Raw genomic sequence first — 24,366 nt, 5'->3', positions numbered from 1 at the left:
AGGGCGTCCTCAGGGAAGTTCCGCGTCGTTCGGCGGGAAGCCGTATCGTCCCTGCAGCCGGACGAAGCAGGCCCCGGTCAGCACCCGCACCGGTTCCAGACCCGAGGTGGTGCGCTCGAAGCGGATCACCTGCTCGTGCCCGCCCGGCCCGATCGGCTGCACCAGGCGGCCGCGCTGTCGCACCTGCGCGACCAGCGGCGCCGGTACCTCCGGGAACGCGGCCGACACAAGGACCGCGTCGTAGGGAGCGCGGTCCGGCACGCCGCCGCTGCCGTCGCCGACCCGAAGCTCCACGTTCCGCACACCCTGCCGCGCAAGATTCGCGCGTGCCTGCCGGGCGATGTCCGGCCGTATCTCGATGCTGACCACGTCGGCCGAGAGCTGGGCGAGCAGGGCGGTCTGGAAGCCCAGGCCGGTACCCACCTCGAGGACGTGCTCGCTCCCGTCCAGGTCGAGGCTCTCGATCATCATGGCGGACAGTGACGGCTGTGTGGTGACCTGTCCCTGCCCGATGGCCACGGGTACGTCCCGGTAGGCGGCGGCCACCTGTCCGGCCGGGACGAATTCCGCCCGGGGTGTCGTCCGCACGGCCGCGAGCAGTCGCTCGTCCCTGATCCCGGCGGCCCTGAGGGCTCGTTCGAGATCTTCGGGCTCCCCGGACACGGAGTTCACAGGCAGATCACCACACCACCAGGCTAGGCGGCCTGTGGTGTGGGCGGCGGTGCCGTCAGGTCCCGGCGTTGAACACGTCGGTGCCGAAGTGGTCGAGGCCCTTCTGCCCGGCGTAGCCGAGGTACGGCAGTCCGAACCGGGGGAGAGTACGAACGGCTTCCGTACGGCCGCCGCCGAGGCCGGTGACACCGGGCAGCGGGGTGTTCGGGGCCGGGCCTTCGCCGCAGCAGGCGGAGGCGTCCTCCTGCGGCCCGTCCGACTCCTCGAAGGTGATCACCAGCATGCCGTCCTTCTCGAAGGCGGGGAGGAGGTGATGACCGGGATTTATTGCTTCAGCCAGGCGTCGGCGGAGGCCAGCCCGCCCGGACGGCCGTCCACGCAGCCGTGATGCCTTGCAGGTCGGTGGCGAGCGCCGAGAGGTCGACGACGTGCCCGGCGCAGGTGTCCTGCTGGTCGATGACGGGGTGGAAGTACATGAAGGGGTTCTGGTGGGTGACGTACTCGTCGCCCACCCGCGCCTTCTGCGTGTCGTTCCACCGCGCCGACCGCGGGGTGACGGCACGGATGTCCGTGTCCGGCGCCTGGCCGGAGATCTGCGCGAGGTAGTTGTCCAGGCTGTTGTGGCCGATGCCCTGGTCCTGCGAGAGCAGCACGCCCTTCGAGCGCGGCGTCTGGCTGAGGTGCGGCGCCTTGGAGTCGGGGCCCAGGCTTCGTCGTACCCCTTGTTCTCCAGGTTGATCACGAAGACGTGGTGGGGGCCCGCGGCGGGCGCGGCCTCGGCCTGCAGCGCCGTCCGGGTCGTTGTACTGGCAGCCCGGCCTGCTTGCCGTCGGCGCCGGGAGGGAGGGCCTGCTGTGCGGAGGGGAAGGTCTGACCGGCGTCGGCCAGACCTTCCGTGACGAGGGGGGCGGTTGCCGTCGCGGCTGCGGCCCCGATGATCAGCCATCTGCGGGAGATGCTCGCAGGGCTCTTATGGCCGACCCATATAACCGGAGAGTAATAATCCGTCGGCAGTCACGGTCCGTGGCCGGAATGGTCTGCCGCGATCACGGCGGCAGGGGTCCTCCAGGGAGCACCTACCCTTGAGGCATGACCAGCAGCAGCGACCGGAGCCTCGAAGTGGACGTTCAGGGACCCAAGACCTACGAAGTGCGTACCTACGGGTGCCAGATGAACGTTCACGATTCCGAGCGATTGTCCGGGCTGCTGGAGGAGGCCGGCTACGTGCGCGCCCCGGAAGGCTCCGACGGCGACGCGGACGTCGTCGTCTTCAACACCTGCGCCGTGCGCGAGAACGCCGACAACCGGCTGTACGGCAACCTCGGCCGGCTGGCGCCGAAGAAGACCTCGCGGCCCGGCATGCAGATCGCGGTCGGCGGCTGCCTGGCGCAGAAGGACCGCGACACCATCGTGAAGAAGGCGCCCTGGGTCGACGTCGTCTTCGGCACCCACAACATCGGCAAGCTCCCGGTCCTGCTGGAACGCGCGCGCGTGCAGGAAGAGGCGCAGGTCGAGATCGCGGAGTCCCTCGAGGCCTTCCCCTCCACCCTGCCGACCCGCCGCGAGAGTGCCTACGCGGCCTGGGTGTCGATCTCCGTCGGCTGCAACAACACCTGCACCTTCTGCATCGTCCCGGCCCTGCGCGGCAAGGAGAAGGACCGCCGCCCCGGCGACATCCTCGCCGAGGTCGAGGCGCTGGTCGCCGAGGGCGTCTCCGAGATCACGCTGCTCGGCCAGAACGTCAACGCCTACGGCTCCGACATCGGCGACCGCGAGGCCTTCAGCAAGCTCCTGCGCGCCTGCGGGAACATCGAGGGCCTGGAGCGCGTCCGCTTCACCTCCCCGCATCCGCGTGACTTCACCGACGACGTCATCGCCGCCATGGCCGAGACCCCGAACGTGATGCCACAGCTGCACATGCCGCTGCAGTCCGGCTCGGACACGGTCCTGAAGGCGATGCGCCGCTCGTACCGGCAGGAGCGTTACCTCGGGATCATCGAGAAGGTGCGGGCCGCCATCCCGCACGCCGCGATCACGACCGACATCATCGTGGGCTTCCCCGGCGAGACCGAGGAGGACTTCGAGCAGACCCTGCACGCCGTCCGCGAGGCCCGGTTCGCGCAGGCCTTCACCTTCCAGTACTCCAAGCGGCCCGGAACCCCGGCCGCGACGATGGAGAACCAGATCCCCAAGGAGGTCGTCCAGGCGCGTTACGAGCGTCTCGTCGCCCTTCAGGAGGAGATCTCCTGGGAGGAGAACAAGAAGCAGGTCGGCCGCACCATGGAGCTGATGGTCGCCGAGGGCGAGGGCCGCAAGGACGGCGCCACGCACCGGCTCTCCGGCCGCGCCCCCGACAACCGGCTCGTCCACTTCACCAAGCCGGAGCAGGAGGTGCGCCCCGGCGACGTGGTCACGGTCGAGGTGACGTACGCCGCCCCGCACCACCTCCTCGCCGAGGGCTCCGTCCTCGCCGTGCGCCGCACGCGCGCGGGGGACGCCTGGGAGAAGCGCAACGCCGCCGAGGCCGCCAAGCCGGCGGGCGTCATGCTGGGCCTCCCCAAGATCGGCGTCCCGGCTCCGCTGCCGGTCGTGACGGGAAGCGGCTGCGGCTGCGACTGACCCGAGACCGGGCCACCAGCTGACGACCGGGGGTGTGGCTGGGGGTGAGGCGTTCGGCTCCGGGCTGCCCTGGGCACCCCGGTCGCCCGGGAGCCGGACACCGGCTCCCGGCCGCCCTGGTCCGCCCGTCCGTGCTGCCACGGCGTTACGCTGCCGATCATGCTTGTCGCCGCCGCAGTCTGCCTCTGCCCTCCGCTGCTCGTTCCCGAGGTCGCCGCGGGTGCCGCATCCGAGATGGACGCCGCGCGCTCGGCCTGTGCCGACGCGCTCGGAGTGCTCGCCGCCGCCCGCCCGGACCTCCTGGTGGTCGTCGGCCCCGCCGAGCGCAGCGGACGCGGACCGTTTCTGCAGGGCACCCCGGGCTCGTTCCGCGGCTTCGGCGTCGACCTGGAGGTACGGCTGGGCCCGGCCACGGACACCGTCCCCGAGGGCGAGCTGCCGCCCTCGCTCGCCGTCGGCGCCTGGCTGCTCGGGCGGACCGGCTGGGCGGACGCCCCGATCGAGGGACTCGGCGTCGGGGAGGCCCTGGAGCCCGAGCGGTGCATCGAGGCCGGCCGGGAGATCGGCGCCCGGGCCGGGCGGGTGGCGCTGCTGGTGATGGGAGACGCCAGCGCGTGCCGCACGCTCAAGGCGCCGGGCTACCTGGACGAGCGGGCCGCCCCCTTCGACGCCGAGGTCGCACGGGCACTGGGCACGGCGGACGTGGCCGCCGTCAAGGCGCTGGACGCTCGGCTGGCGTACGAACTGAAGGCCTCCGGCCGGGCCCCCTGGCAGGTCCTGGCCGGCGCCGCCGAGGACACGGACCTCACCGGCGCACTGCTGTACGAGGACGCGCCGTACGGCGTCGGGTACGTGGTCGCCACTTGGTCGTAAGAGACCACCTGTGCGCCTCTGGACCGACGTTCCAGGCCCGCCGGTGCTGCGAGGCGGGGCCTTCACGTGAGCTGAGGAGCCGAGCCGCCGTACCCGGACACGGCGGACGGCCGGGAGCCGCTGTGCTCCGCGACCGTCCACCGATCCGTGTGCCCTGTCCGCCTGCCGTACAGGAGGCTCGTGACCGCCTGTCGTGCAGATGGCTCAGGAGGCCGGCGGCGGACCCTCCGGCCGGGTGGGTGTCACCGGGTCCGTGGCGCCGGTGTCCGGACCGGTGCCCTCCTTGTGCGCGAGGCGGTCCATCGCCTCCTTGGCCTTGCCGGTACCCGCGTGGATCTTGTCGCTGTACTTGCCCTTGGTCCGCTCGTCGACGGCCTTCGCGGCCTTGTCGATGCCGTGCGTGACCTTGTCCCCGTGCTGCCGCGCGAGGTCCGACACCTTGTCCTTGGCCGGGCCGAGCTTGGCCTTCATGTTGTCCAACAGACCCATGGTCCACCTTCCCTCGCGGGACACTTACCTGCGGGCGCCCTCGCCGGCCGCGCTGTCGGCGGCCTCCTCAGCGGACTGCTGCTTGGGGATGCCGGAGCCCTCGGACGACTCGTCCGTACCCGCGTCCGACCGCGCCGACACGTCCGCGCGCTCTTCCCCGGCCGAACCCTTCGCCTCCGCCGCTCCGGCTTCCGTCTCCGCCGCCTCCGACTCTGTCGACTCCGTCTCCGCCACCTCGGCCCCGTCCGGCTCCACACCGGCCGTCGCCTCGGCGTCCGACGTCTCCGGAGTCGCCTTCGACTTGCCGAAGATTCGAGCAAACACGCCCATATCCACTCCATACGGTACTCGTGCGGGCGAATTCCCGCGTCACCCGGTGCGTACGGTTGCGCCGCCCGGGTCACCGCCTCCGGTGGACCGGACGGCGCACCTCGCCACGGGCAACGACGCGGGAACCCACCCGTCACGTAACTCGTTCGAGACCCCACCGGGAGGTTTGCGAAACTGGTGCGGTGAGCAGTGCACTCCTCTTCCCCCGCGTCATCGCCGTCGTCGGACCCACCGCGGCCGGAAAGTCCGATCTCGGCGTCTTTCTGGCCCAGCAGCTCGGCGGCGAGGTCGTCAACGCCGACTCCATGCAGCTCTACCGAGGGATGGACATCGGCACCGCCAAGCTGACGCCCGAGGAGCGCGGCGGCATACCGCACCACCTGCTGGACATCTGGGACGTGACGGTCACCGCCTCCGTCGCCGAGTACCAGAAACTGGCCCGCGCCCGGATCGACGCCCTGCTCGCCGAGGGCCGCTGGCCGATCCTGGTCGGCGGCTCCGGCCTGTACGTCCGCGGGGCCGTGGACAACCTCGAGTTCCCCGGCACCGACCCCGAGGTCCGGGCCCGGCTGGAGGAGGAGCTGGCCCTGCGCGGCTCGGGCGCCCTGCACGCCCGGCTGGCCGCCGCCGACCCCGAGGCGGCCCGCGCGATCCTGCCCAGCAACGGCCGCCGTATCGTCCGGGCGCTGGAGGTGATCGAGATCACCGGCCGGCCCTTCACCGCGAACCTGCCCGGGCACGACTCGGTCTACGACACCGTCCAGATCGGTGTCGACGTCGCTCGTCCAGAACTGGACGACCGCATCGCGCGCCGCGTCGACCGGATGTGGGAGGCCGGTCTCGTGGACGAGGTGCGCGCACTGGGGGCGCAGGGATTGCGCGAGGGGCGCACGGCGTCGCGCGCGCTGGGTTACCAGCAGGTCCTCGCGGCGCTCGCCGGGGAGTGCACCGACGCGGAGGCGAGGGCCGAGACCGTACGCGCGACCAAGCGCTTCGCGCGCCGTCAGGATTCATGGTTCAGGCGGGACCCCCGGGTGCACTGGTTGAGTGGGGCCGCGGCCGACCGCGGGGAACTTCCGCACCAGGCGCTGGCGTTGGTCGAACGACCGGTTACAGCCTGATCACGTGATGGCATCGGGATGCGCCGCCGGTCATCGCGGCCTTCGGCGCCGTGCCATCATCGAGCTTCGATCGACCAAGTGGAGCCTAGTTGGGAGGGCGCGTGGCGATGGAGGCCGGCCCTCGCGACACCGCACACAGTGCCGAGCACGTCACCACCGCCGGCGATGAACCGGACCCCGCCGAGGCCTGCCCGACCATGAGCGGACTCACGGAGAACCGGCCGGCCGACGACCGCCTGGACAGGGACCGCTGGACCGACGAGCGGCTGACGGACGTGACCGACGAGCAGCTGATCGACGACCGGCTCGACGGGGACCGCCTGCCGGGTGACCGGCTGGCCGATGACGGCCCCGACGAGTCCCCGGACGGGGTGACCGCCGACGGACCGACGCCCGAGGAGATGTACGAGAGCGGGCCCGAGGTCGAGGTCGAGCTGCGCCCGCAGCGCCGGCTGCGCATCTGGCAGCTCGCGCCCATCGTGGCACTGTCCGCCGTCGGCTCCCTGATGTTCGCCTTCCCGCTCGCCTTCGACTTCGGCGACAGCGGCGCGGTGATCGCCATGCTCGGCCTGCTGATCTGCTCCTGCGCCGCGGGCTGGGGCATGATGGCCGCCCGCCGCGTGGGCTACACCTGGCCCGGCCTGCCCCCGCGCGGCTCCGGCCGCCGGGCCGACTGGCGGGTGGTGATCGGGTACGTCCTGCTGGTGGCCATGGTGGTCGTCCTCGCGGTGTGGCGGGTGGCCCGCCTGCGCGGCTAGCCCCGCACCGAGGCTGATCACGGGCGGCGCGGGGAGTGTCGTGCCCACCCCGTACGATCGAAGAATGAGCACGCGCACGCGCATCCCCTTCCTCAAGGGCCACGGCACCGAGAACGACTTCGTGATCGTCCCGGACCCCGGGAACGCCCTCGACCTGCCCCCGGCCGCCGTCGCCGCCCTGTGCGACCGCCGCGCCGGCATCGGCGGCGACGGAGTGCTGCACGTCGTACGGTCCGCCGCGCACCCGGAGGCGGAGGCGATGGCCGCCGAGGCCGAGTGGTTCATGGACTACCGCAACGCCGACGGCTCGGTCGCCGAGATGTGCGGCAACGGCGTCCGTGTGTTCGCGCGCTACCTCCAGCACGCCGGACATGTGGCCGAAGGTGACTTCACGATCGCCACGCGCGCGGGCGTGCGCTCCGTCCACCTCGCGAAGGACGGAGACGTCACCGTCGGCATGGGCCGGGCCCGCCTCCCCGAGGGGGAGGTCACGGTGACCGTCGGCGAGCGCAGCTGGCCCGCGCGCAACGTGAACATGGGCAACCCGCACGCGGTCGCCTTCGTGGCGGACCTCGCCCACGCGGGCCGGCTGTTCGACCCGCCCCCGGTCAGCCCGGCGGAGGCGTACCCGGACGGGGTGAACGTCGAGTTCGTGGTCGACCGCGGCCCCCGCCACGTCGCCATGCGCGTGCACGAGCGCGGCTCCGGCGAGACCCGCTCGTGCGGCACGGGCACGTGTGCCGTCGCCGTGGCCGCCGCCCGGCGCGACGGCGTCGACCCCGCGGTCACCGGCATCCCGGCCACGTACACCGTGGACGTGCCCGGCGGACGCCTGGTCATCACCGAGCGGCCCGACGGCGAGATCGAGATGACCGGACCCGCCGTGATCGTCGCCGAGGGGGAGATCGACGGAGAATGGCTGGAAAACGCCGTCCGCTGACCCGGCGACAGATCTGACGCAACGACGACTACGGCGGCCCCCGGCGCCCGGAACAGCGGTTTCCGGCGCCCGCGGGCGCCCGGGGACGCCCGCATCCGCAGCCGAGCCCAGGCCACATGGCGCAAACCCTAAACCTCATTTCCATCACTCGAATGGGTGATCCGTTTCACGCTCGGCGAGAGGCGGTCGGTCGCACGTGGTGGGCTCGATAGCATCAAGCACCGGCACGGACGGGGGAACGTCGCCATCCCTGAGCCGCGTCCGCCCTGGAGCCCCGTCCGCCGGTCCACGAGCCGGAGGTGCCCATGAGTGCGGAGGCCACGAACCCTGCGACCCCTGGCCCGGTAGCGCCCGCGGCGTCCGCGGCGGCCACCGCCCCCGCGGTGCCCCGGGCGGACCGCAGGAAGTCCCGGCCCCGGATCGACCTGCGCAGGCTCGGCCGGGCCGCGCTGCTCGGCCCGGCCGTCCGCGGCAAACTGCCCGACGCCATCAGCCATGTCGTGGAGGCGCACCGCGCCCACCACCCCGACGCCGACCTCGACCCGCTGCGCCGCGCCTACGTCCTCGCGGAGTCCTCGCACCGCGGCCAGATGCGCAAGAGCGGCGAGCCGTACATCACCCACCCGCTCGCCGTGACCCTCATCCTCGCCGAACTCGGCGCGGAGACCACGACATTGACCGCCTCGCTGCTCCACGACACCGTCGAGGACACCGACGTGACGCTGGATCAGGTGCGGGAACAGTTCGGCGAGGAGGTTCGTTATCTGGTCGACGGGGTGACGAAACTCGAGAAGGTCGACTACGGGGCCGCCGCCGAGCCCGAGACCTTCCGCAAGATGCTCGTCGCCACCGGCAGCGATGTGCGCGTGATGTCGATCAAGCTCGCCGACCGTCTGCACAACATGCGCACGCTCGGCGTGATGCGCCCCGAGAAACAGGCGCGGATCGCCAAGGTCACCCGTGACGTCCTCATCCCGCTCGCCGAGCGCCTCGGCGTGCAGGCCCTGAAGACCGAGCTGGAGGACCTGGTCTTCGCCATCCTGCACCCCGAGGAGTACGAGCACACCAGAGAACTCATCGCCGAGAACGCCACCCGCCCGGGCGACCCGCTCGCCGAGGTCGCCGACGAGGTGCGCGCGGTGCTGCGCGAGGCCGGCATCCAGGCCGAAGTCCTCATCCGCCCGCGGCACTTCGTCTCCGTCCACCGCGTGTCGCGCAAACGCGGGCAACTGCGCGGCGCCGACTTCGGCCGCCTGCTCGTGCTGGTGAGCGAGGACGCCGACTGTTACGGCGTCCTCGGCGAGCTGCACACGTGCATGACCCCGGTCGTCTCGGAGTTCAAGGACTTCATCGCCGTACCGAAGTTCAACCTGTACCAGTCGCTGCACACCGCCGTCGCCTGCCCCGACGGCCAGGTGGTCGAAGTCCTCATCCGCACCCACCAGATGCACAAGGTCGCCGAGGCCGGCGTCGTCGCGCTCGGCAATCCGTACGCCCCCGCCTCCGACGCCCCCGCCTCCGACGCCCCCGCCTCCGACGGCGCCGACGGCGAGCGCGTCGACCCCACCCGACCCGGCTGGCTCTCCCGGCTCCTCGACTGGCAGCAGGCCGCCCCCGACCCCGACACCTTCTGGTCGACGCTGCGCGAGGACCTCGCCCAGGACCGCGAGATCACCGTCTTCCGCCCGGACGGCGGCACCCTCGGCCTGCCCGAGGGCGCCACCTGCGTGGACGCGGCCTACGCCCAGTACGGAGAGGACGCGCACGCGTGCATCGGCGCTCGGGTCAACGGCCGCCTGGCCACCCTCAGCACCGTTCTGAAGGACGGTGACACCGTCCAGCTCCTCATGGGGCAGGACCCGGCCTCCGAGCCGTCCCGCGAGTGGCTGGAGCACGCCCACACCCCGGCCGCCCGCATCGCCATCCAGCGCTGGCTGGCGACCCACCCCGGCGGCGGCGCCGGGACGGAGGAGGCGACCGCGCCCCGCCCCGAACCGACCGACGGCACTTCCCCCGCAGAGAACACAGCGCGGGAGAACGCGGCCAGGGACAGCGCGGCCCGGGAGAGCACCGACCGCTCCCGGGGCGCGGACGTCCTCGTGGACCGGCCCGGCGCCGCCGTACGGCTCGCCGGCTGCTGCACACCCGTACCGCCCGACGAGATCACCGGCTTCGCCGTCCGCGGGGGAGTGGTGACGGTGCACCGCGTCGAGTGCGCCATGGTGGCGCACATGAAGAGCCGGGGGCGCGCGGAGATCGGCGTGCGCTGGGGGGACACCACCGAGATCCGGGTCACGCTGGTCGCTGAATCGTTCGGCCGCCCCCATCTGCTCGCCGACCTCACCGAGGCGATCTCCTCCACCGGCGCGGACATCGTCTCGGCGACCGTGGAACCGCCCACCCAACAGCGGGTACGGCACACGTACACCCTCCAGCTCCCCGACGCGGCCCACCTCCAAGCCCTGATGCGCGCCATGCGGGACGTGCCGGGCGTGTACGACGTGGCCCGCGCCCAGCACCAGGGCCCGGCCTTCTGAGCGACTCCGGGCATACATGATCAGGAAGCCGCTGGATCTTGATCACGAGGGGCTGGAAGCTGATCGGAAGGCGTCCGGGCCGAACCCGTTCGGGTGGGCCGGGCGCGCGTCGCCGTCGTAGCGGAGCAGCGCACTGGTAGCGGTGGTCCATGCTGCTCACCCCCCGCTCCCGGCGCACGCCCCGGATCTCCCGGCACCACAAGGCGGCCCTGCTCGCCTCCGCCGTCTCCGTCTGCCTCCTCGCCGCCGCGGCCCCGGCCGAGCCTCTGGGCATCGGTGACCGCCTCTACCCGTACCTGGGCAACCCCGGCTACGACGTGGCGTCGTACGACCTGTCCTTCACCTATCCCGGCAGAAACGACAAGCCGCTCGAGGCCGTCACCACCATCGACGCCTGGACCACCGCCGACCTGGAGCACCTCAACCTCGACTTCACGCACGGCACCGTCCGCTCCGTCGAGGTCGACGGGCACCCCGCGGACTTCACCCAGGCCGGCGAGGACCTCGTCGTCACCCCGGACCACACTCTGTCCGAGGGCAGCTGGACCCGGATCACGGTGCGGCACACCAGCGACCCCGTGCCCGCCAAGGGCCAGGACGGCGGCTGGGTGCAGACCACCGACGGCCTCGCCATGGCGAACCAGGCCGACGCGGCCCACCTGGTCTTCCCGTGCAACGACCACCCGTCCGACAAGGCGATGTTCACCTTCCACATCACCGCGCCGAACGGCTACACGGTCGTGGCCAACGGGGTGCCCACGGGCGCGGACCGGGTCGGGAGGTCGACCACCTGGACCTACCGCACCCAGCACCCCATGGCGACCGAACTCGCCCAGGTGTCCATCGGCCGCACCGCCGTGCTGCACCGCGAGGGACCACACGGACTGCCGATGCGTGACGTCGTCCCCAGCGCCGACACCAAGGCCCTCGAACCGTGGCTGGCCAAGACGCCCGGCCAGATCGCCTGGATGGAGAGCAAGGTCGGTAAGTTCCCCTTCGAGACGTACGGCGTGCTCATGGCACAGGCCTCCACCGGGTTCGAGCTGGAGACCCAGACCCTCTCGCTCTTCGAGAAGAACCTGTTCACCGAGCCCGCCTACCCCAAGTGGTACATCGAGTCGATCATGGTGCACGAGCTGTCCCACCAGTGGTTCGGCGACAGCGTGAGCCCGCGTGCGTGGTCCGACGTCTGGCTCAACGAGGGGCACGCCACCTGGTACGAGGAGCTGTACGCCGAGGAGACCGCGCACCGGCCCATGGAGGACCGGATGAAGGCCGCCTACAGCGCCTCCGACAGCTGGCGCGAGGCCGGTGGCCCGCCCGCCCGGCCCAAGCCGCCCGCGCCCGGCCAGAAGATCGGCATCTTCCGCCCGAACGTCTACGACGGCGCCGCTCTCGTGCTCTACGCCCTGCGCCAGGAGATCGGCCGCCCGGCCTTCGAACGCCTGGAGCGTCTCTGGGTCCGCACCCACCGGGACTCCACCGCCACCACCGCCGACTTCGTCCGGCTGGCCTCGGCGGTCTCCGGCCGCGACCTCGGCGGCTTCCTGCAGCCCTGGCTGTACGGCGACAAGACCCCGCCGATGCCCGGCCACCCGGACTGGAAGCCGCAGGCACCGGTCAAATGGGCCGAGCCGGCCGCTTCCGGGGGACCGCGGAGCACGCGATAACACGGTGACGAGACGGGCCGCCTCGTGCGACCATCTTCGGGTCGGCGTGCGCCGGGACACGGGAATCTCCCGGGGCACTCGTACGTTGTCCGGACAGGCGGTTCTGACGGCCGCCGTACGGCGCCGAAACGGCACTCCCCATCGACGTAAGGATCCAATGACCTCCTCTTCTTCCCCTTCCCAGGACACCAAGCGCTTCGCGCACGCCCATCCCGAGGGTCTTCGGGCCGATGCCCTGATGGAAGAGGACGTCGCCTGGAGCTACGAGATCGACGGCGAGCGGGACGGCGACCAGTTCGACCGCTCCGAGCGCGCGGCCCTGCGCCGTGTGGCGGGCCTGTCCACCGAGCTGGAGGACGTCACCGAGGTCGAGTACCGCCAGCTCCGTCTGGAGCGGGTCGTGCTCGTCGGCGTGTGGACCACCGGCACCGCCCAGGACGCCGACAACTCCCTCGCGGAGCTGGCGGCCCTCGCCGAGACCGCGGGCGCGCACGTGCTCGACGGCGTCATCCAGCGCCGCGACAAGCCCGACGCGGCCACCTACATCGGCTCCGGCAAGGCCCTGGAGCTGCGCGACATCGTCCTCGAAACGGGCGCCGACACGGTCATCTGCGACGGTGAGCTGAGCCCCGGCCAGCTGATCCAGCTGGAGGACGTGGTCAAGGTCAAGGTCATCGACCGTACGGCCCTGATCCTGGACATCTTCGCCCAGCACGCCAAGTCCCGCGAGGGCAAGGCGCAGGTCGCGCTCGCCCAGATGCAGTACATGCTGCCGAGGCTGCGCGGCTGGGGTCAGTCGCTGTCCCGGCAGATGGGTGGCGGTCGCGGCGGCCTCGCCACGCGCGGCCCCGGTGAGACCAAGATCGAGACGGACCGGCGCCGGATCCGCGAGAAGATGGCGCGGATGCGCCGGGAGATCGCGGAGATGAAGACCGGCCGCGAGCTCAAGCGCCAGGAGCGCCGGCGCAACAAGGTGCCGTCCGTCGCCATCGCGGGCTACACCAACGCCGGCAAGTCCTCCCTGCTCAACCGCCTCACGGGCGCCGGTGTCCTGGTCGAGAACGCCCTGTTCGCGACCCTGGACCCGACCGTCCGCCGCGCGGAGACGCCCGGTGGCCGCCTGTACACGCTCGCGGACACGGTCGGCTTCGTCCGCCACCTGCCGCACCATCTGGTCGAGGCGTTCCGCTCCACGATGGAGGAGGTCGGCGACTCCGACCTGATCCTGCACGTGGTGGACGGCTCGCACCCGAACCCGGAGGAGCAGCTCGCCGCCGTGCGCGAGGTCATCCGGGACGTCGGCGCCACCGACGTGCCCGAGATCGTCGTGATCAACAAGGCGGACGCGGCCGACCCGCTGGTCCTCCAGCGACTGCTGCGCGTCGAGAAGCGCTCCCTCGCGGTCTCGGCCCGCACCGGCCAGGGCATCGAGGAACTGCTCGCCCTCCTCGACCACGACCTGCCCCGCCCCGCGGTCGAGATCGAGGCCCTCGTGCCGTACACCCACGGCAAGCTCGTCGCCCGCGCCCACTCCGAGGGCGAGGTCCTCTCCGAGGAACACACCGCGGAGGGCACCCTGCTCAAGGTCCGGGTACACGAGGAACTGGCAGCCGACCTGGCGCCGTACGTCGCGGTGTCGGCGGCCTGACCCTCGGCTGCACGAAAGGCCCGCTCCCTTGTGCAGGGGGCGGGCCTTCGTGTGCCCCGTCAGGGGCGGGGGGCCGTATCGATATGCGGCTCCGCCGCGTGGGCGCGATCAGCCACAGACGACCTTTACTGTCCGGCGAACTTCTTGCTCACCGACTGATACACACCCTTGGCCACAGAACCCAGCCGAGGCCCGGCCAACCACCCCGAACTCACCGGGCCGATAGACGTGTTGGACACCAGCGCCGGCTTACCGTCGGAACCGACCTCCACCCAGCCCCCTCCGGAGGACCCGGCGGTCATGGTGCAGCCGATCCGGTACATCGTCGGGTCGGACTGCTTGATGGACAGCCGGCCCGGCTTGTCCTTGCACTGGTAGAGCAGCTGCCCGTCGAACGGAGCCGCCTCCGGGTACCCGGACGCGGTGATGCTGTTCACCTTCGGCACCGCCGGGGCGCCGAAGTTCACCGGCAGCGCCCCGCCGACCGTCTCCTCCAGCGACTTGCCGCCGTTGCCCTGCTCCGGCGTCACATGGATCACCGCGTAGTCGTACGAGGCACCGGCGCCGCCGGTCTCACCGCCCCCGTCGATCCACTGCTGCGAGGTCTGCGCCGCGTCGGCCCACCACACGCCGTACGGCGCGATCTCGGACCTGCTGGCCTTCTGCAACTGGTCGACCGACTTGGCGGAGTTGTTGTACGACGGCACGAAGGCCATGTTGCGGTACCAGCCGCCGTTCTTGCCGGCGTGCACACAGTGACCCGCCGTCCAGACCAGGTTGGACTTGCCGGGGTGCGAGGGGTCCTCCACGACCGTGCCCGAGCACACCATGTGGCCCTCGGGAGAGTCGAAGAACACCTTGCCCGAGGTGGCCGCGTTGACGTGGTACGGCGCCGCCACCGCCTGCGCCTTCACCGGCTGCGGGGTCGGGTCGGTCACACCCTGGTCACCGGAGATGTCGTTGTCGTTGACGCCCTTGTTGGGGTCGTTGGCGTGCCGCATCCGGTCCGGGTCCCACAGGCCCTTGATGATCGGGTTGATGAAGTCGTTGGCCTCGCGCAGCCAGTCCTGCTTGTTCCAGTTCTGCCAGGCGCCGTGCTTCCACTTGTCGATGTCGATCCCGTGTTCCTTGAGCTTCTGCTTGAGGTCGTCCGGGATCCTGATCTTTCCGTCGCCGGCCGCGGCCGCGGAGGCGCTCGGCTTGCTGTCGGCGTTGTCGTCGCCGTTGCAGGCGGTGGCGGTCATCGCCAGCGCCGAGACGAGGGCGACCGCCGCGAGCGAGGTGGAGGTGCGGCGGGTGCCCCTCCCTCGCCGAACGATGAACGACGGCCGTATGGATCGCATGCTCTTGACTCCCCCTGTGCTGAAGGAACTCGGCGCTTGTGCCGTGTCACCGACGCGGAACTCATGAGGAGTTCATGCCGGTCTCACGGCGTTCTTGGAACGGCGTCCCACACTATGCCCTCGCTGTGGGGGACTTCCGACGGAACGGCAACGGTTCGGCTACAAGCCGTCTGACCTGGCCGATCCTCCGTGGATGTGCCGTGGAGACGCCGATGTGACGTCTGCTCACCCCGCCCGGCTCCCGGACCGCCCGCCTTTTCCCGGTCACATGGCAATGTTCTTCCCTTGACCCGTAACTCGCCGGGCGGTCCGCGGTTGTAGCGGTGGGGGGCCAGCTGCCTGTCTGCGGTCCCCGCGGATCAACTCGCCTCTGAACAGCGAGGAGGACAGCGAGCCGTGGCCGTTACGGAGTCGATGGCTGGGGGTGCACACGGGGAAGCGCGTGGTGTGCAGGAGGGGATCCTCAGACGCCAGTCGGCGCGGGAATCCTCGGCGCGCACCTATGCCCGGGCCCTGCCCATCGTCCCCGTGCGGGCACGCGGACTCACCATCGAGGGCGCCGACGGCCGCCGCTACCTGGACTGCCTCTCCGGCGCGGGCACCCTCGCCCTCGGCCACAACCACCCGGTCGTGCTGGAGGCCATCCGCAGGGTCCTCGACTCCGGCGCCCCCCTCTCCGTCCTGGACCTGGCGACCCCCGTCAAGGACGCCTTCATCACCGAGCTGTTCCGTACCCTCCCGCCCGGCCTCGCCGACCGGGCCCGCGTCCAGTTCTGCGGACCGGCCGGCACCGACGCCGTCGAGGCCGCGCTGAAACTGGTCCGGGCCGCGACCGGCCGCACCGGCATCCTCGCCTTCACCGGCGCCTATCACGGCATGACCGCCGGCGCCCTGGCCGCCTCCGGCGGCGCCCGCGACGTCCAGGTCGCTCGCCTGCCCTACCCGCAGGACTACCGCTGCCCCTTCGGCGTCGGCGGCCCGTACGGCGCCGAACTCGCCGCCCGCTGGACCGAGTCCCTCCTCGACGACCCCAAGTCCGGCGTACCGCTGCCCGCCGGCCTGATCCTCGAACCCGTCCAGGGCGAGGGCGGGGTGATCCCCGGGCCGGACGACTGGCTGCGCCGCATGCGACAGCTCACGGCCGACCGGTCCATCCCGCTGATCGCCGACGAGATCCAGACCGGCGTCGGCCGGACCGGCGCCTTCTGGGCCGTCGGCCACAGCGGCATCACCCCCGACGTCATGGTCCTGTCCAAGGCCATCGGCGGCAGCCTCCCGCTGGCCGTGATCGTCTACCGCGACGACCTCGACGTCTGGCAACCCGGCGCCCACGCGGGCACCTTCCGCGGCAACCAGCTCGCCATGGCCGCGGGCACCGCCACCCTCGCCCACGTCCGCGAGAACGGCCTCGCTGCACGAGCCGCCTCCCTCGGCTCCCACATGCTCGCCCAACTCACCGAACTCTCCCGCCAGTTCCCCTGCGTCGGCGAGGTGCGAGGGCGCGGGCTGATGATCGGGGTCGAGCTGGTGGACTCGGACAGTGACTGGGACGGAGACGGTGAGGGCGATGGCGACGGCGCCGATCCCCCCGCCCCCGAGCCCGGCGACCGCGTCCCAGCCTCCGGCGACCTCGCCCCTGTGCCCCTCGGCCCGCACCCCGCCCGCGCCCCACGCCCCGCGGCTCCCGAACTCGCCGCGGCCGTGCAACGCGAGTGCCTCCAGCGCGGGTTGATCGTCGAACTCGGCGGCCGGCACGCGTCCGTGGTCCGGCTGCTGCCTCCGCTGACGATCAGTGACGAGCAGGCGGCCGCCGTGCTGGACCGCCTGGCGGACGCGGTCGCCGCCGTGGCCCGCCACCACGAGGAGCACGGCCCGCAGCCCGATACCCAGCGTGGTGCACAACGCGGCCCCCAGCGCGGCCGACGTCACGGCCCCGCCCAGCGCGCCGGCTGAGCCCGGCATCCGCCCCGCCCGGCCTCTCCCCTCCCTGCCGCAGGCGCTCGCCAACCGCGAGCCCTCGGCGCCGCGGTCCACCGCGCCGCCGAGGCAACCGCGGGCCATCAGAGAACGGCGACCGGGCGACAGCACGAGCCCCGCACCCCTCCAGCCGGCCCCGAGGAACCGTCATGAACGCCACTCCCAGTCCCGACGGCAGCTCCGGTTCTCCCGACGAACAAGGAGACTCCGGCACCCCGCCCTCGCCCGTCCCGCTCGCCGAGTCGGTCCCTCAGCAGAAGCGGCGCACCGCGGATCTCACGCGAGTGACGGAGCCCGGCGCCGATCTGCTGGAGGATCCCGACCCGCGCACCGCGGCCCAGTGCGCGGCCACGGAGAACCTGCTGCGGTGCTGGGTGCGTGAGACCGACCTCGCTGCCCCCACGAGCGGCACCCTCCGTCTCCCACTCCCTGCCAGCGGCACCTCCCTCCTCGTACCGGTCCGCTACTGGTCCCCGACGGGCTGGCACCGCTTCGGCCCGCCACGCCTCACCCACGCACCCGATTCCGCCCCTCCTGTCGATGCCGTCACCCTGGCCGCGCTGCTCGCCCGGGAGACAACCGGCGCCCCGGCCACCCCGCCCGCCGCCCCGGCCCTCGCCGCGTCCGGCCAGGGCGACGACGGCGACCTCGCGGCCAGGGTCGCCGACTCCCTGCGTCGCACCGCGACCTTCATCCGCGACCGCCGCGAGCACCCCGCCGAGGTCCCCGACCTCTTCCTCGGCGCCGAGCAGGCCCTCCTCCTCGGCCACCCCCTGCACCCGACTCCCAAGAGCCGGGAAGGCCTGACCGAGTCCGAAGCCCGCCTGTACTCACCCGAGGTGCGGGGCTCCTTCCCGCTGCACTGGATGGCTGTCTCCCCCTCTCTCCTCGCCACCGACTCGGCATGGACCGAACGCGGCCGCCCCGTCCCCGCCGATCACCTCGCCCGGCGCCTCGCCGGCCCCGGCCTCCCTCTGCCCGACGGTTACGCCGCGCTGCCACTGCACCCATGGCAGGCCCGTGAGCTGTGCCACCGCGCGCCCGTCGCCGCCCTGCTCGACTCCGGACTCCTCCGCGACCTCGGCCCCTACGGCACCGCCTGGCATTCCACCTCCTCTGTACGTACGGTCCATCGATCCGGCGCCCCCGCGATGCTCAAGCTGTCGCTGGGCCTGCGCATCACCAACTCCCGCCGCGAGAACCTGCGCAAGGAACTCCACCGCGGAGTCGAGGTGCACCGACTGCTGCGCACCGGCCTGTCCCAGCAGTGGCAGGCGGTCCACCCCGGCTTCGACATCGTTCGCGACCCGGCCTGGCTGGCCGTGGACGACCCGGGCGGACGTCGCGTGCCCGGCCTCGACGTGATGATCCGGCACAACCCCTTCGCCCCGGCCGACGACGTCGGCTGCGTCGCCGGACTCGTCTCGCCCCGGCCCCTCGCCGAGCCCGGCGGCACTCTCTCGGCGCAGTCCGGCGCCTTGCCGATGCGGTCCCGGCTGGCCCAGCTCGTGGCGCGGCTCGCCGCCCGCACCGGCCGTCCCGTGGGAGCCGTCGCCGCGGAGTGGTTCCTCCGGTACCTGGAGCAGGTCGTCCGGCCCGTGCTCTGGCTGGACGGCGAGGCCGGCATCGCCCTGGAAGCACATCAGCAGAACACCCTGCTCCTGCTGGACCGGGACGGCTGGCCGGCCGGTGGCCGCTACCGCGACAACCAGGGCTACTACTTCCGCGAGTCCCGGCGGGCCGAACTGGATGCCCGACTGCCCGGTATCGGCGAGCGCAGTGACACCTTCGTCTCCGACGAGGTCGCCGACGAACGCTTCGCCTACTACCTCGCCATCAACAACGTGCTGGGACTGATCGGCGCGTTCGGCTCCCAGCGCCTCGCCGACGAGCGCCTGCTCCTCGCCGCCTTCCGCCGCTTCCTGACGGACCTCGTCTCGGGGTCCGCCGCACCACGCACCTCCCTGCCCCGCCGCCTGCTCGACTCACCCGTCCTGCGCTGCAAGGCCAACCTGCTGACCCGCCTGCACGGCCTGGACGAACTCGTCGGCCCGGTCGACACCCAGTCCGTCTACGTCACCATCACCAACCCCCTTCATTCCTGAGCGATTCACCCCGTCACTTCTGAGCGAACCGCCCGACCGCCTTCCCGAGGACCATGACCCACCCCGCCTCCTGAGAGGAGCGCACCGTGCCTCCCACCGACGCGAACGCCGGCAGCAGCCCCGCCCCGGTTCCCCCGGGCGCCCCTGTCCGCCCGGGCCCCACCGGCCCCCGAGCGGACGGCGCGGGCAGCCGGGACACGCCGTTCAGCGGGTTCACCATCGAGGCCGACGACGAGGACGTAGAGGACACGCTGGACCTCCACTTGCCCGCCGACTTCCTCGCCCGCTTCGTCGCGGGAACGGCCTGCCTCCTCGACCAGCTCCCCACATGGGGGCCGGTCGCCACCCCCCTCGGCTCCCTCCACCTCGTGCCCGTCCGTGTCGAAGACGACCTGCCGCTCGTGCATGGCTGGATGAACGACCCCGAGGTCGCCCGGTTCTGGGAGCTGGCCGGGCCCCGGAACCGGACCGAGGAGCACCTACGGGCCCAACTCGACGGCGACGGACGGAGTGTGCCGTGTCTCGGCGTACTGGACGGCACACCGATGAGCTACTGGGAGATCTACCGGGCGGACCTGGATCGACTCGCCCGTCACTATCCGGCCCGTCCGCACGACACCGGGATTCATCTCCTCGTCGGTGGGGCCGCGGATCGGGGGCGGGGGCTGGGATCCGCCCTGCTCCGAGCCGTCGCCGACCTCATCCTCGCCCGGCGCCCGGCGTGCGCTCGTGTCGTAGCGGAACCCGATCTTCACAACACCCCCTCCGTCGCAGCGTTCCTGAGCGCCGGATTCCGGTTCGCCGCCGAGGTCGACCTGCCCGGCAAGCGGGCTGCCCTCATGGTCCGGGACCGAGTCCTGCGCGATGTGTTGTAGCGCTGAGTGACTGCGCGTTCACAGATGGAACGTCCCCGGTGCGGGCGCGGTTCCCGCTCGATCAAAAAATTCCGAGACGGCGGAGAAGCCCGGGAATCCTCCGCATCCACCGCCCGCTCTCCCTCCCACCGCATCCAGGAGCCCGGCCGTGATCCCGCCCCCCGTTCCCGCCGTGACCGCCCGTTTGTCAGTGCCGGGCCGTAGGGTGGTCGGGCTATGACGAAGCCCTCACTTCCCGAACTCCTGCATGCCGCTGTCACCGCTGTCGGCGGCACGGAGCGCCCCGGCCAGGTGACCATGGCCGAAGCGGTCGCCGAGGCGATCGACGACGGATCCCACCTGCTGGTCCAGGCCGGCACCGGCACCGGAAAGTCGCTGGGCTATCTCGTGCCCGCGCTCGCGCACGGGGAGAGAGTGATCGTCGCGACGGCCACGCTGGCGTTGCAGCGCCAACTCGTGGAGCGGGACCTGCCGCGCACGGTCGACGCGCTGCACCCGCTGCTGCGTCGCCGCCCGGAGTTCGCGATGCTGAAGGGCAGGTCGAACTATCTGTGCCTGCACCGGCTGCACGAGGGCATGCCGCAGGACGAGGAGGACGGACTCTTCGACCAGTTCGAGGCCGCCGCGCCCACCAGCAAGCTGGGCCAGGACCTGCTGCGGCTGCGTGACTGGGCGGACGAGACCGAGAGCGGTGACCGGGACGATCTCACCCCGGGTGTGTCGGACCGTGCCTGGGCGCAGGTGTCGGTGTCCTCGCGTGAGTGCCTCGGCGCGACGAAGTGCGCCTACGGTGCCGAGTGCTTCGCGGAGATGGCCCGCGAGCGCGCCAAGCTCGCCGAAGTCGTCGTCACGAACCACGCCCTGCTCGCCATCGACGCCATCGAGGGCGCCCCGGTACTGCCCCAGCACGAGGTGCTGATCGTGGACGAGGCCCATGAGCTCGTCTCCAGGGTCACCGGCGTCGCCACCGGCGAACTCACCCCGGGCCAGGTCAACCGCGCCGTGCGCCGCGCCGCCAAGCTCGTCAACGAGAAGGCCGCCGACCAGCTCCAGACCGCCGCCGAGGGCTTCGAGCGGCTGATGGAGCTGGCCCTGCCGGGCCGTCTGGAGGAGATCCCGGAGGATCTCGCCTACGCCCTGATGGCGCTGCGGGACGCCGCGCGCACGGTCATCTCCGGGATCGGCGCGACGCGCGACAAGTCGGTCCAGGACGAGGACGCGGTCCGCAAGCAGGCGCTGGCCTCGGTGGAGACGGTGCACGACGTGGCGGAGCGCGTCCTGAACGGCTCGGAGTGGGACGTCGTCTGGTACGAGCGGCACGACCGCTTCGGCGCCTCCCTGCGGATCGCGCCCATGTCGGTCTCGGGCCTGCTCAGGGAGAAGCTCTTCGCGGACCGCGCGGTCGTCCTCACCTCCGCGACCCTGAAGCTGGGCGGGGACTTCAACGGGGTCGGTGCCTCGCTGGGGCTGGCCCCCGAGGGCACGGAGGGTGAGGATCTGCCGCAGTGGAAGGGTGTCGACGTCGGCTCCCCCTTCGACTACCGCAAGCAGGGCATCCTCTACGTCGCCAAGCACCTGTCGCGCCCGGCGCGGGACGGCGAACGTTCCGACATGCTCGACGAGCTGACCGAACTCATCCAGGCGGCCGGCGGCCGCACCCTCGGACTGTTCTCGTCCATGCGGGCCGCCCAGCTCGCCGCGGAGGAACTGCGCTCACGGATTCCGGAGTTCCCGATCCTGCTCCAGGGCGAGGAGACCCTCGGCGAGCTGATCAAGAACTTCGCGGCCGGCCCGAAGACGTGTCTCTTCGGCACGCTGTCCCTGTGGCAGGGCGTCGACGTCCCTGGCCCCAGCTGCCAACTGGTCGTCATGGACAAGATCCCGTTCCCGCGCCCCGACGACCCGCTGATGAGTGCCCGGCAGAAGGCGGTCGAGGACGCGGGCGGCAACGGCTTCATGGCGGTGGCCGCCACCCACGCAGCCCTGCTCATGGCCCAGGGCGCGGGCCGGCTCGTCCGCGCGTCGGGGGACCGGGGCGTGGTCGCCGTACTGGACCAGCGGCTGGCCACCGCACGCTACGGAGGCTATCTCAAGGCGTCACTGCCGGACTTCTGGTACACCACGGACCGTAACCAGGTGCGCAAGTCACTCGCGGCGATCGATGCGGCGGCGAAGCGGACGGAGGCGGAGGCAGCGCATACGGAGGCGGCGCAGGCCTCGTGATCGCGGAGCCGATCGCCGGGTAGCCTGACCGGCGGCCGGTCAGGCTACCCCGCGATGCCAGGGGGCCGCAGACCACCCCGGACACAGCAGGGCCCCGGAACCGGCGCAGGGGTTCCGGGGCCCGGTCAGGGAGCGAACCGGCCGACCGGCCCGCCCGCGGCAGGCGTCACACGCGCCGCAGCACCGCGACGACCTTGCCCAGGATGGTCGCGTCGTCGCCCGGAATCGGGTCGTAGGCCGCGTTGTGCGGGAGGAGCCACACGTGGCCGTCCTCGCGCTTGAAGCGCTTGACGGTGGCCTCGCCGTCGAGCATGGCCGCCACGATGTCGCCGTTCTCGGCGACGGGCTGACGGCGCACGGTGACCCAGTCGCCGTCGCAGATCGCGGCCTCGATCATGGAGTCGCCGACGACCTTGAGGACGAACAGCTCACCGTCACCGACAAGCTGGCGGGGGAGAGGGAAGACGTCCTCGACGGACTCCTCCGCGAGGATGGGCCCACCGGCGGCGATTCGGCCGACCAGCGGGACGTACGACGCGGCGGGCTTGCCCGCGGTGTCCGTGGGCTGCACGGTCACGGCCTGGTCGGAGCCGCGGACCTCGTACGCGCGCGGGCGGTGCGGGTCGCGGCGCAGGAAGCCCTTGCGCTCCAGCGCCATCAGCTGGTGCGCGACCGAGGAGGTGCTGGAGAGGCCGACGGCCTGACCGATCTCCCGCATGGACGGCGGGTAACCGCGGCGCTGCACGGAATCCCGGATGACTTCGATCACGCGGCGCTGCCGGTCCGTGAGTCCGGAGCTGTCCGCCCGGATTCCTGGAGGTCGGCCCGGCAAGGAGCGCTTGTGCTCGGGATTCGTGGCTTCGTTCATCGCGTGTACCGGCTCGACTCGGCCCTGGGAGCGGTCCTGGGCGGTGATGGTGGCACTGTCTGCGGTGGTGGTCACGTCGGCCCCTCTCGATGGTCTCCCTGCTGGACAACGGTAGTTGCTTTCGAAAGGTTGCGCCAAACACACGTTCGAGTGAAAAAGTGCGATTCACCTGACGTGATCATGTGTCTGGGTGTATAGCTAACGCGCCATCGGGCGGGCAAAAGCGCCCATTGTTGTACTCTTCACCGCCGGGGTCGCCGACCTTGTGAGTCGTGCCCCAGTCTGCCATCCGGAACCCGGCCGACCGGGATCCGGGGCCCTTCTGGGCCGGAGTCCCACGCGTCCTCCGTGCGGCACCCACGGTATCTCCGTAAGTCCCGAGACTGTACGGCTCCGTGTCCGCGTGTCCCGGGCCGGAAGCGGACGGTGCCGGTGTCGTCTGCCGTTTCGCCGCGACACGCGTGCGTGCCTGGATGTATGAGCCAATCCCTACATCTAGTGCTTGGATGGCTACAGCAGCCCACAAGTTGTGGTCCCCCCGGTCTTCGGAGGCTCCGCGATCGCCTATGCTTAGGGCTGCTTCGCGGGGCCCATGGGGTTCAGCGAGGTTGTTGAGTCTGCTGTGAGGAGGGTTGGAGATCATGCACTGCCCCTTCTGCAGGCACCCCGACAGCCGTGTGGTCGACAGTCGTACGACCGACGACGGCACGTCGATCCGCAGGCGCCGCCAGTGCCCCGACTGCTCCCGTCGTTTCACGACCGTGGAGACGTGCTCGCTCATGGTGGTCAAGCGGTCCGGAGTCACCGAGCCTTTCAGTCGTACCAAGGTCATCAACGGCGTGCGCAAGGCATGCCAGGGACGGCCTGTCACCGAGGACGCACTCGCCCAGCTCGGCCAGCGGGTCGAGGAGGCGGTGCGGGCCACCGGAAGTGCCGAGCTGACCACCCACGACGTGGGTCTGGCCATACTCGGCCCGTTGCAGGAGCTCGACCTCGTTGCCTATCTGCGATTCGCCTCCGTCTACCGGGCGTTCGACTCGCTCGAGGACTTCGAGGCCGCCATCGCGGAGCTGAGGGAGGCGACGCGAGGCCCCGCCGCGGGCGACGACGACGCGGGAGCGGGGAGCCAGGAAGACGATCGCGGGCCAGGTGGGACCACGCAGGTCCCCGAACCCGCCCACGCCGCCGACTGACCGGCGGGCCGGAAACCGGAGGGAGACCCGGATTCCGGCCGGGAGGCGGCGATCCAAGACCTGTTGCGGGTGGCAGCTGAGGGTGCCCGCAACACAAGACAGAACACCGTGCCACGGGAACAAAC

General features: G+C 71.6%; 20 protein-coding genes. 13 read left to right on the top strand and 7 right to left on the bottom strand.

Annotation, left to right across the window (positions count from 1 at the left end):
* Positions 1-9: 9 nt before the first annotated feature.
* From ACH47Z_RS35010 to ACH47Z_RS35000, 3 genes are read right to left on the bottom strand one after another with little or no spacing between them, the layout of a single operon-like run.
* Positions 10-672, bottom strand: a complete 663-nt coding sequence (locus ACH47Z_RS35010) for a protein-L-isoaspartate O-methyltransferase (protein ID WP_399081043.1) — start codon at positions 670-672, stop codon at positions 10-12.
* A gap of 55 nt (positions 673-727) precedes the next feature.
* On the bottom strand, positions 728-955 hold the full coding sequence (locus ACH47Z_RS35005; protein WP_399081041.1) for a hypothetical protein: 228 nt from the start codon (positions 953-955) through the stop codon (positions 728-730).
* Positions 956-1,004: 49 nt separating this feature from the next.
* A complete protein-coding gene (locus tag ACH47Z_RS35000) occupies positions 1,005-1,325 on the bottom strand; it encodes a hypothetical protein (RefSeq protein ID WP_399081039.1) in 321 nt (106 codons plus the stop codon).
* Positions 1,326-1,761: 436 nt separating this feature from the next.
* Between ACH47Z_RS35000 and miaB the strand changes: the two genes are divergently transcribed.
* Both miaB and ACH47Z_RS34990 read left to right on the top strand, forming a co-directional pair.
* Positions 1,762-3,291, top strand: coding sequence for a tRNA (N6-isopentenyl adenosine(37)-C2)-methylthiotransferase MiaB (gene miaB, locus ACH47Z_RS34995; protein ID WP_399081037.1), 1,530 nt, complete (start codon positions 1,762-1,764; stop codon positions 3,289-3,291).
* A gap of 159 nt (positions 3,292-3,450) precedes the next feature.
* On the top strand, positions 3,451-4,164 hold the full coding sequence (locus tag ACH47Z_RS34990; protein ID WP_399081035.1) for a class III extradiol dioxygenase subunit B-like domain-containing protein: 714 nt from the start codon (positions 3,451-3,453) through the stop codon (positions 4,162-4,164).
* A gap of 204 nt (positions 4,165-4,368) precedes the next feature.
* Here ACH47Z_RS34990 and ACH47Z_RS34985 read toward each other — a convergent pair whose 3' ends face one another.
* A complete protein-coding gene (locus ACH47Z_RS34985; protein ID WP_399081033.1) occupies positions 4,369-4,653 on the bottom strand; it encodes an antitoxin in 285 nt (94 codons plus the stop codon).
* A 24-nt stretch (positions 4,654-4,677) separates the two neighbouring features.
* Positions 4,678-4,983 (bottom strand): hypothetical protein, encoded by a 306-nt coding sequence (locus ACH47Z_RS34980; RefSeq protein WP_399081031.1) that lies wholly within the window; start codon positions 4,981-4,983, stop codon positions 4,678-4,680.
* Between the two features lie 182 nt (positions 4,984-5,165).
* Between ACH47Z_RS34980 and miaA the strand changes: the two genes are divergently transcribed.
* The 6 genes from miaA to hflX all read left to right on the top strand — a co-directional run bounded on the left by miaA (position 5,166) and on the right by hflX (position 13,657).
* Positions 5,166-6,104, top strand: coding sequence for a tRNA (adenosine(37)-N6)-dimethylallyltransferase MiaA (miaA, locus tag ACH47Z_RS34975; RefSeq protein ID WP_399081029.1), 939 nt, complete (start codon positions 5,166-5,168; stop codon positions 6,102-6,104).
* 197 nt (positions 6,105-6,301) lie between these two features.
* Positions 6,302-6,862, top strand: coding sequence for a hypothetical protein (locus tag ACH47Z_RS34970; RefSeq protein ID WP_399081122.1), 561 nt, complete (start codon positions 6,302-6,304; stop codon positions 6,860-6,862).
* A 64-nt stretch (positions 6,863-6,926) separates the two neighbouring features.
* Entirely contained in the window at positions 6,927-7,802 is an 876-nt protein-coding gene (gene dapF / locus ACH47Z_RS34965) for a diaminopimelate epimerase (protein ID WP_399081027.1), read from the top strand.
* A 305-nt stretch (positions 7,803-8,107) separates the two neighbouring features.
* Positions 8,108-10,339, top strand: coding sequence for a RelA/SpoT family protein (locus ACH47Z_RS34960; RefSeq protein WP_399081025.1), 2,232 nt, complete (start codon positions 8,108-8,110; stop codon positions 10,337-10,339).
* 149 nt (positions 10,340-10,488) lie between these two features.
* On the top strand, positions 10,489-12,009 hold the full coding sequence (locus ACH47Z_RS34955; RefSeq protein WP_399081024.1) for a M1 family metallopeptidase: 1,521 nt from the start codon (positions 10,489-10,491) through the stop codon (positions 12,007-12,009).
* Between the two features lie 157 nt (positions 12,010-12,166).
* Entirely contained in the window at positions 12,167-13,657 is a 1,491-nt protein-coding gene (gene hflX / locus ACH47Z_RS34950) for a GTPase HflX (RefSeq protein ID WP_399081022.1), read from the top strand.
* 125 nt (positions 13,658-13,782) lie between these two features.
* Here hflX and ACH47Z_RS34945 read toward each other — a convergent pair whose 3' ends face one another.
* Positions 13,783-15,000, bottom strand: a complete 1,218-nt coding sequence (locus ACH47Z_RS34945; RefSeq protein ID WP_399081020.1) for a trypsin-like serine peptidase — start codon at positions 14,998-15,000, stop codon at positions 13,783-13,785.
* Between the two features lie 414 nt (positions 15,001-15,414).
* On the opposite strand from ACH47Z_RS34945, the gene ACH47Z_RS34940 reads away from it, so the two are divergent.
* From ACH47Z_RS34940 to ACH47Z_RS34925, 4 genes are all read left to right on the top strand, one after another.
* Positions 15,415-16,953 carry a diaminobutyrate--2-oxoglutarate transaminase family protein gene (locus tag ACH47Z_RS34940; protein ID WP_399081018.1) on the top strand — a complete coding sequence of 513 codons (1,539 nt, stop codon included), beginning with the start codon at positions 15,415-15,417 and terminating at the stop codon, positions 16,951-16,953.
* A gap of 173 nt (positions 16,954-17,126) precedes the next feature.
* A complete protein-coding gene (locus tag ACH47Z_RS34935; RefSeq protein WP_399081017.1) occupies positions 17,127-19,082 on the top strand; it encodes an IucA/IucC family protein in 1,956 nt (651 codons plus the stop codon).
* An 86-nt stretch (positions 19,083-19,168) separates the two neighbouring features.
* A complete protein-coding gene (locus tag ACH47Z_RS34930; protein ID WP_399081015.1) occupies positions 19,169-19,957 on the top strand; it encodes a GNAT family N-acetyltransferase in 789 nt (262 codons plus the stop codon).
* Positions 19,958-20,173: 216 nt separating this feature from the next.
* Entirely contained in the window at positions 20,174-22,180 is a 2,007-nt protein-coding gene (locus ACH47Z_RS34925; protein WP_399081013.1) for an ATP-dependent DNA helicase, read from the top strand.
* A 166-nt stretch (positions 22,181-22,346) separates the two neighbouring features.
* Here ACH47Z_RS34925 and lexA read toward each other — a convergent pair whose 3' ends face one another.
* On the bottom strand, positions 22,347-23,123 hold the full coding sequence (gene lexA / locus ACH47Z_RS34920; RefSeq protein ID WP_399081011.1) for a transcriptional repressor LexA: 777 nt from the start codon (positions 23,121-23,123) through the stop codon (positions 22,347-22,349).
* 566 nt (positions 23,124-23,689) lie between these two features.
* Here lexA and nrdR point away from each other — a divergent pair.
* Complete coding sequence (gene nrdR / locus ACH47Z_RS34915) at positions 23,690-24,241, top strand: transcriptional regulator NrdR (RefSeq protein WP_399081009.1); 552 nt, start codon at positions 23,690-23,692, stop codon at positions 24,239-24,241.
* The last annotated feature ends 125 nt before the right edge of the window (positions 24,242-24,366 follow it).

This window comes from Streptomyces sp. NPDC020192 (assembly GCF_044388685.1).
Taxonomy (GTDB): Bacteria; Actinomycetota; Actinomycetes; order Streptomycetales; family Streptomycetaceae; genus Streptomyces.
This window is presented reverse-complemented; position numbering and strand designations above follow the sequence as displayed.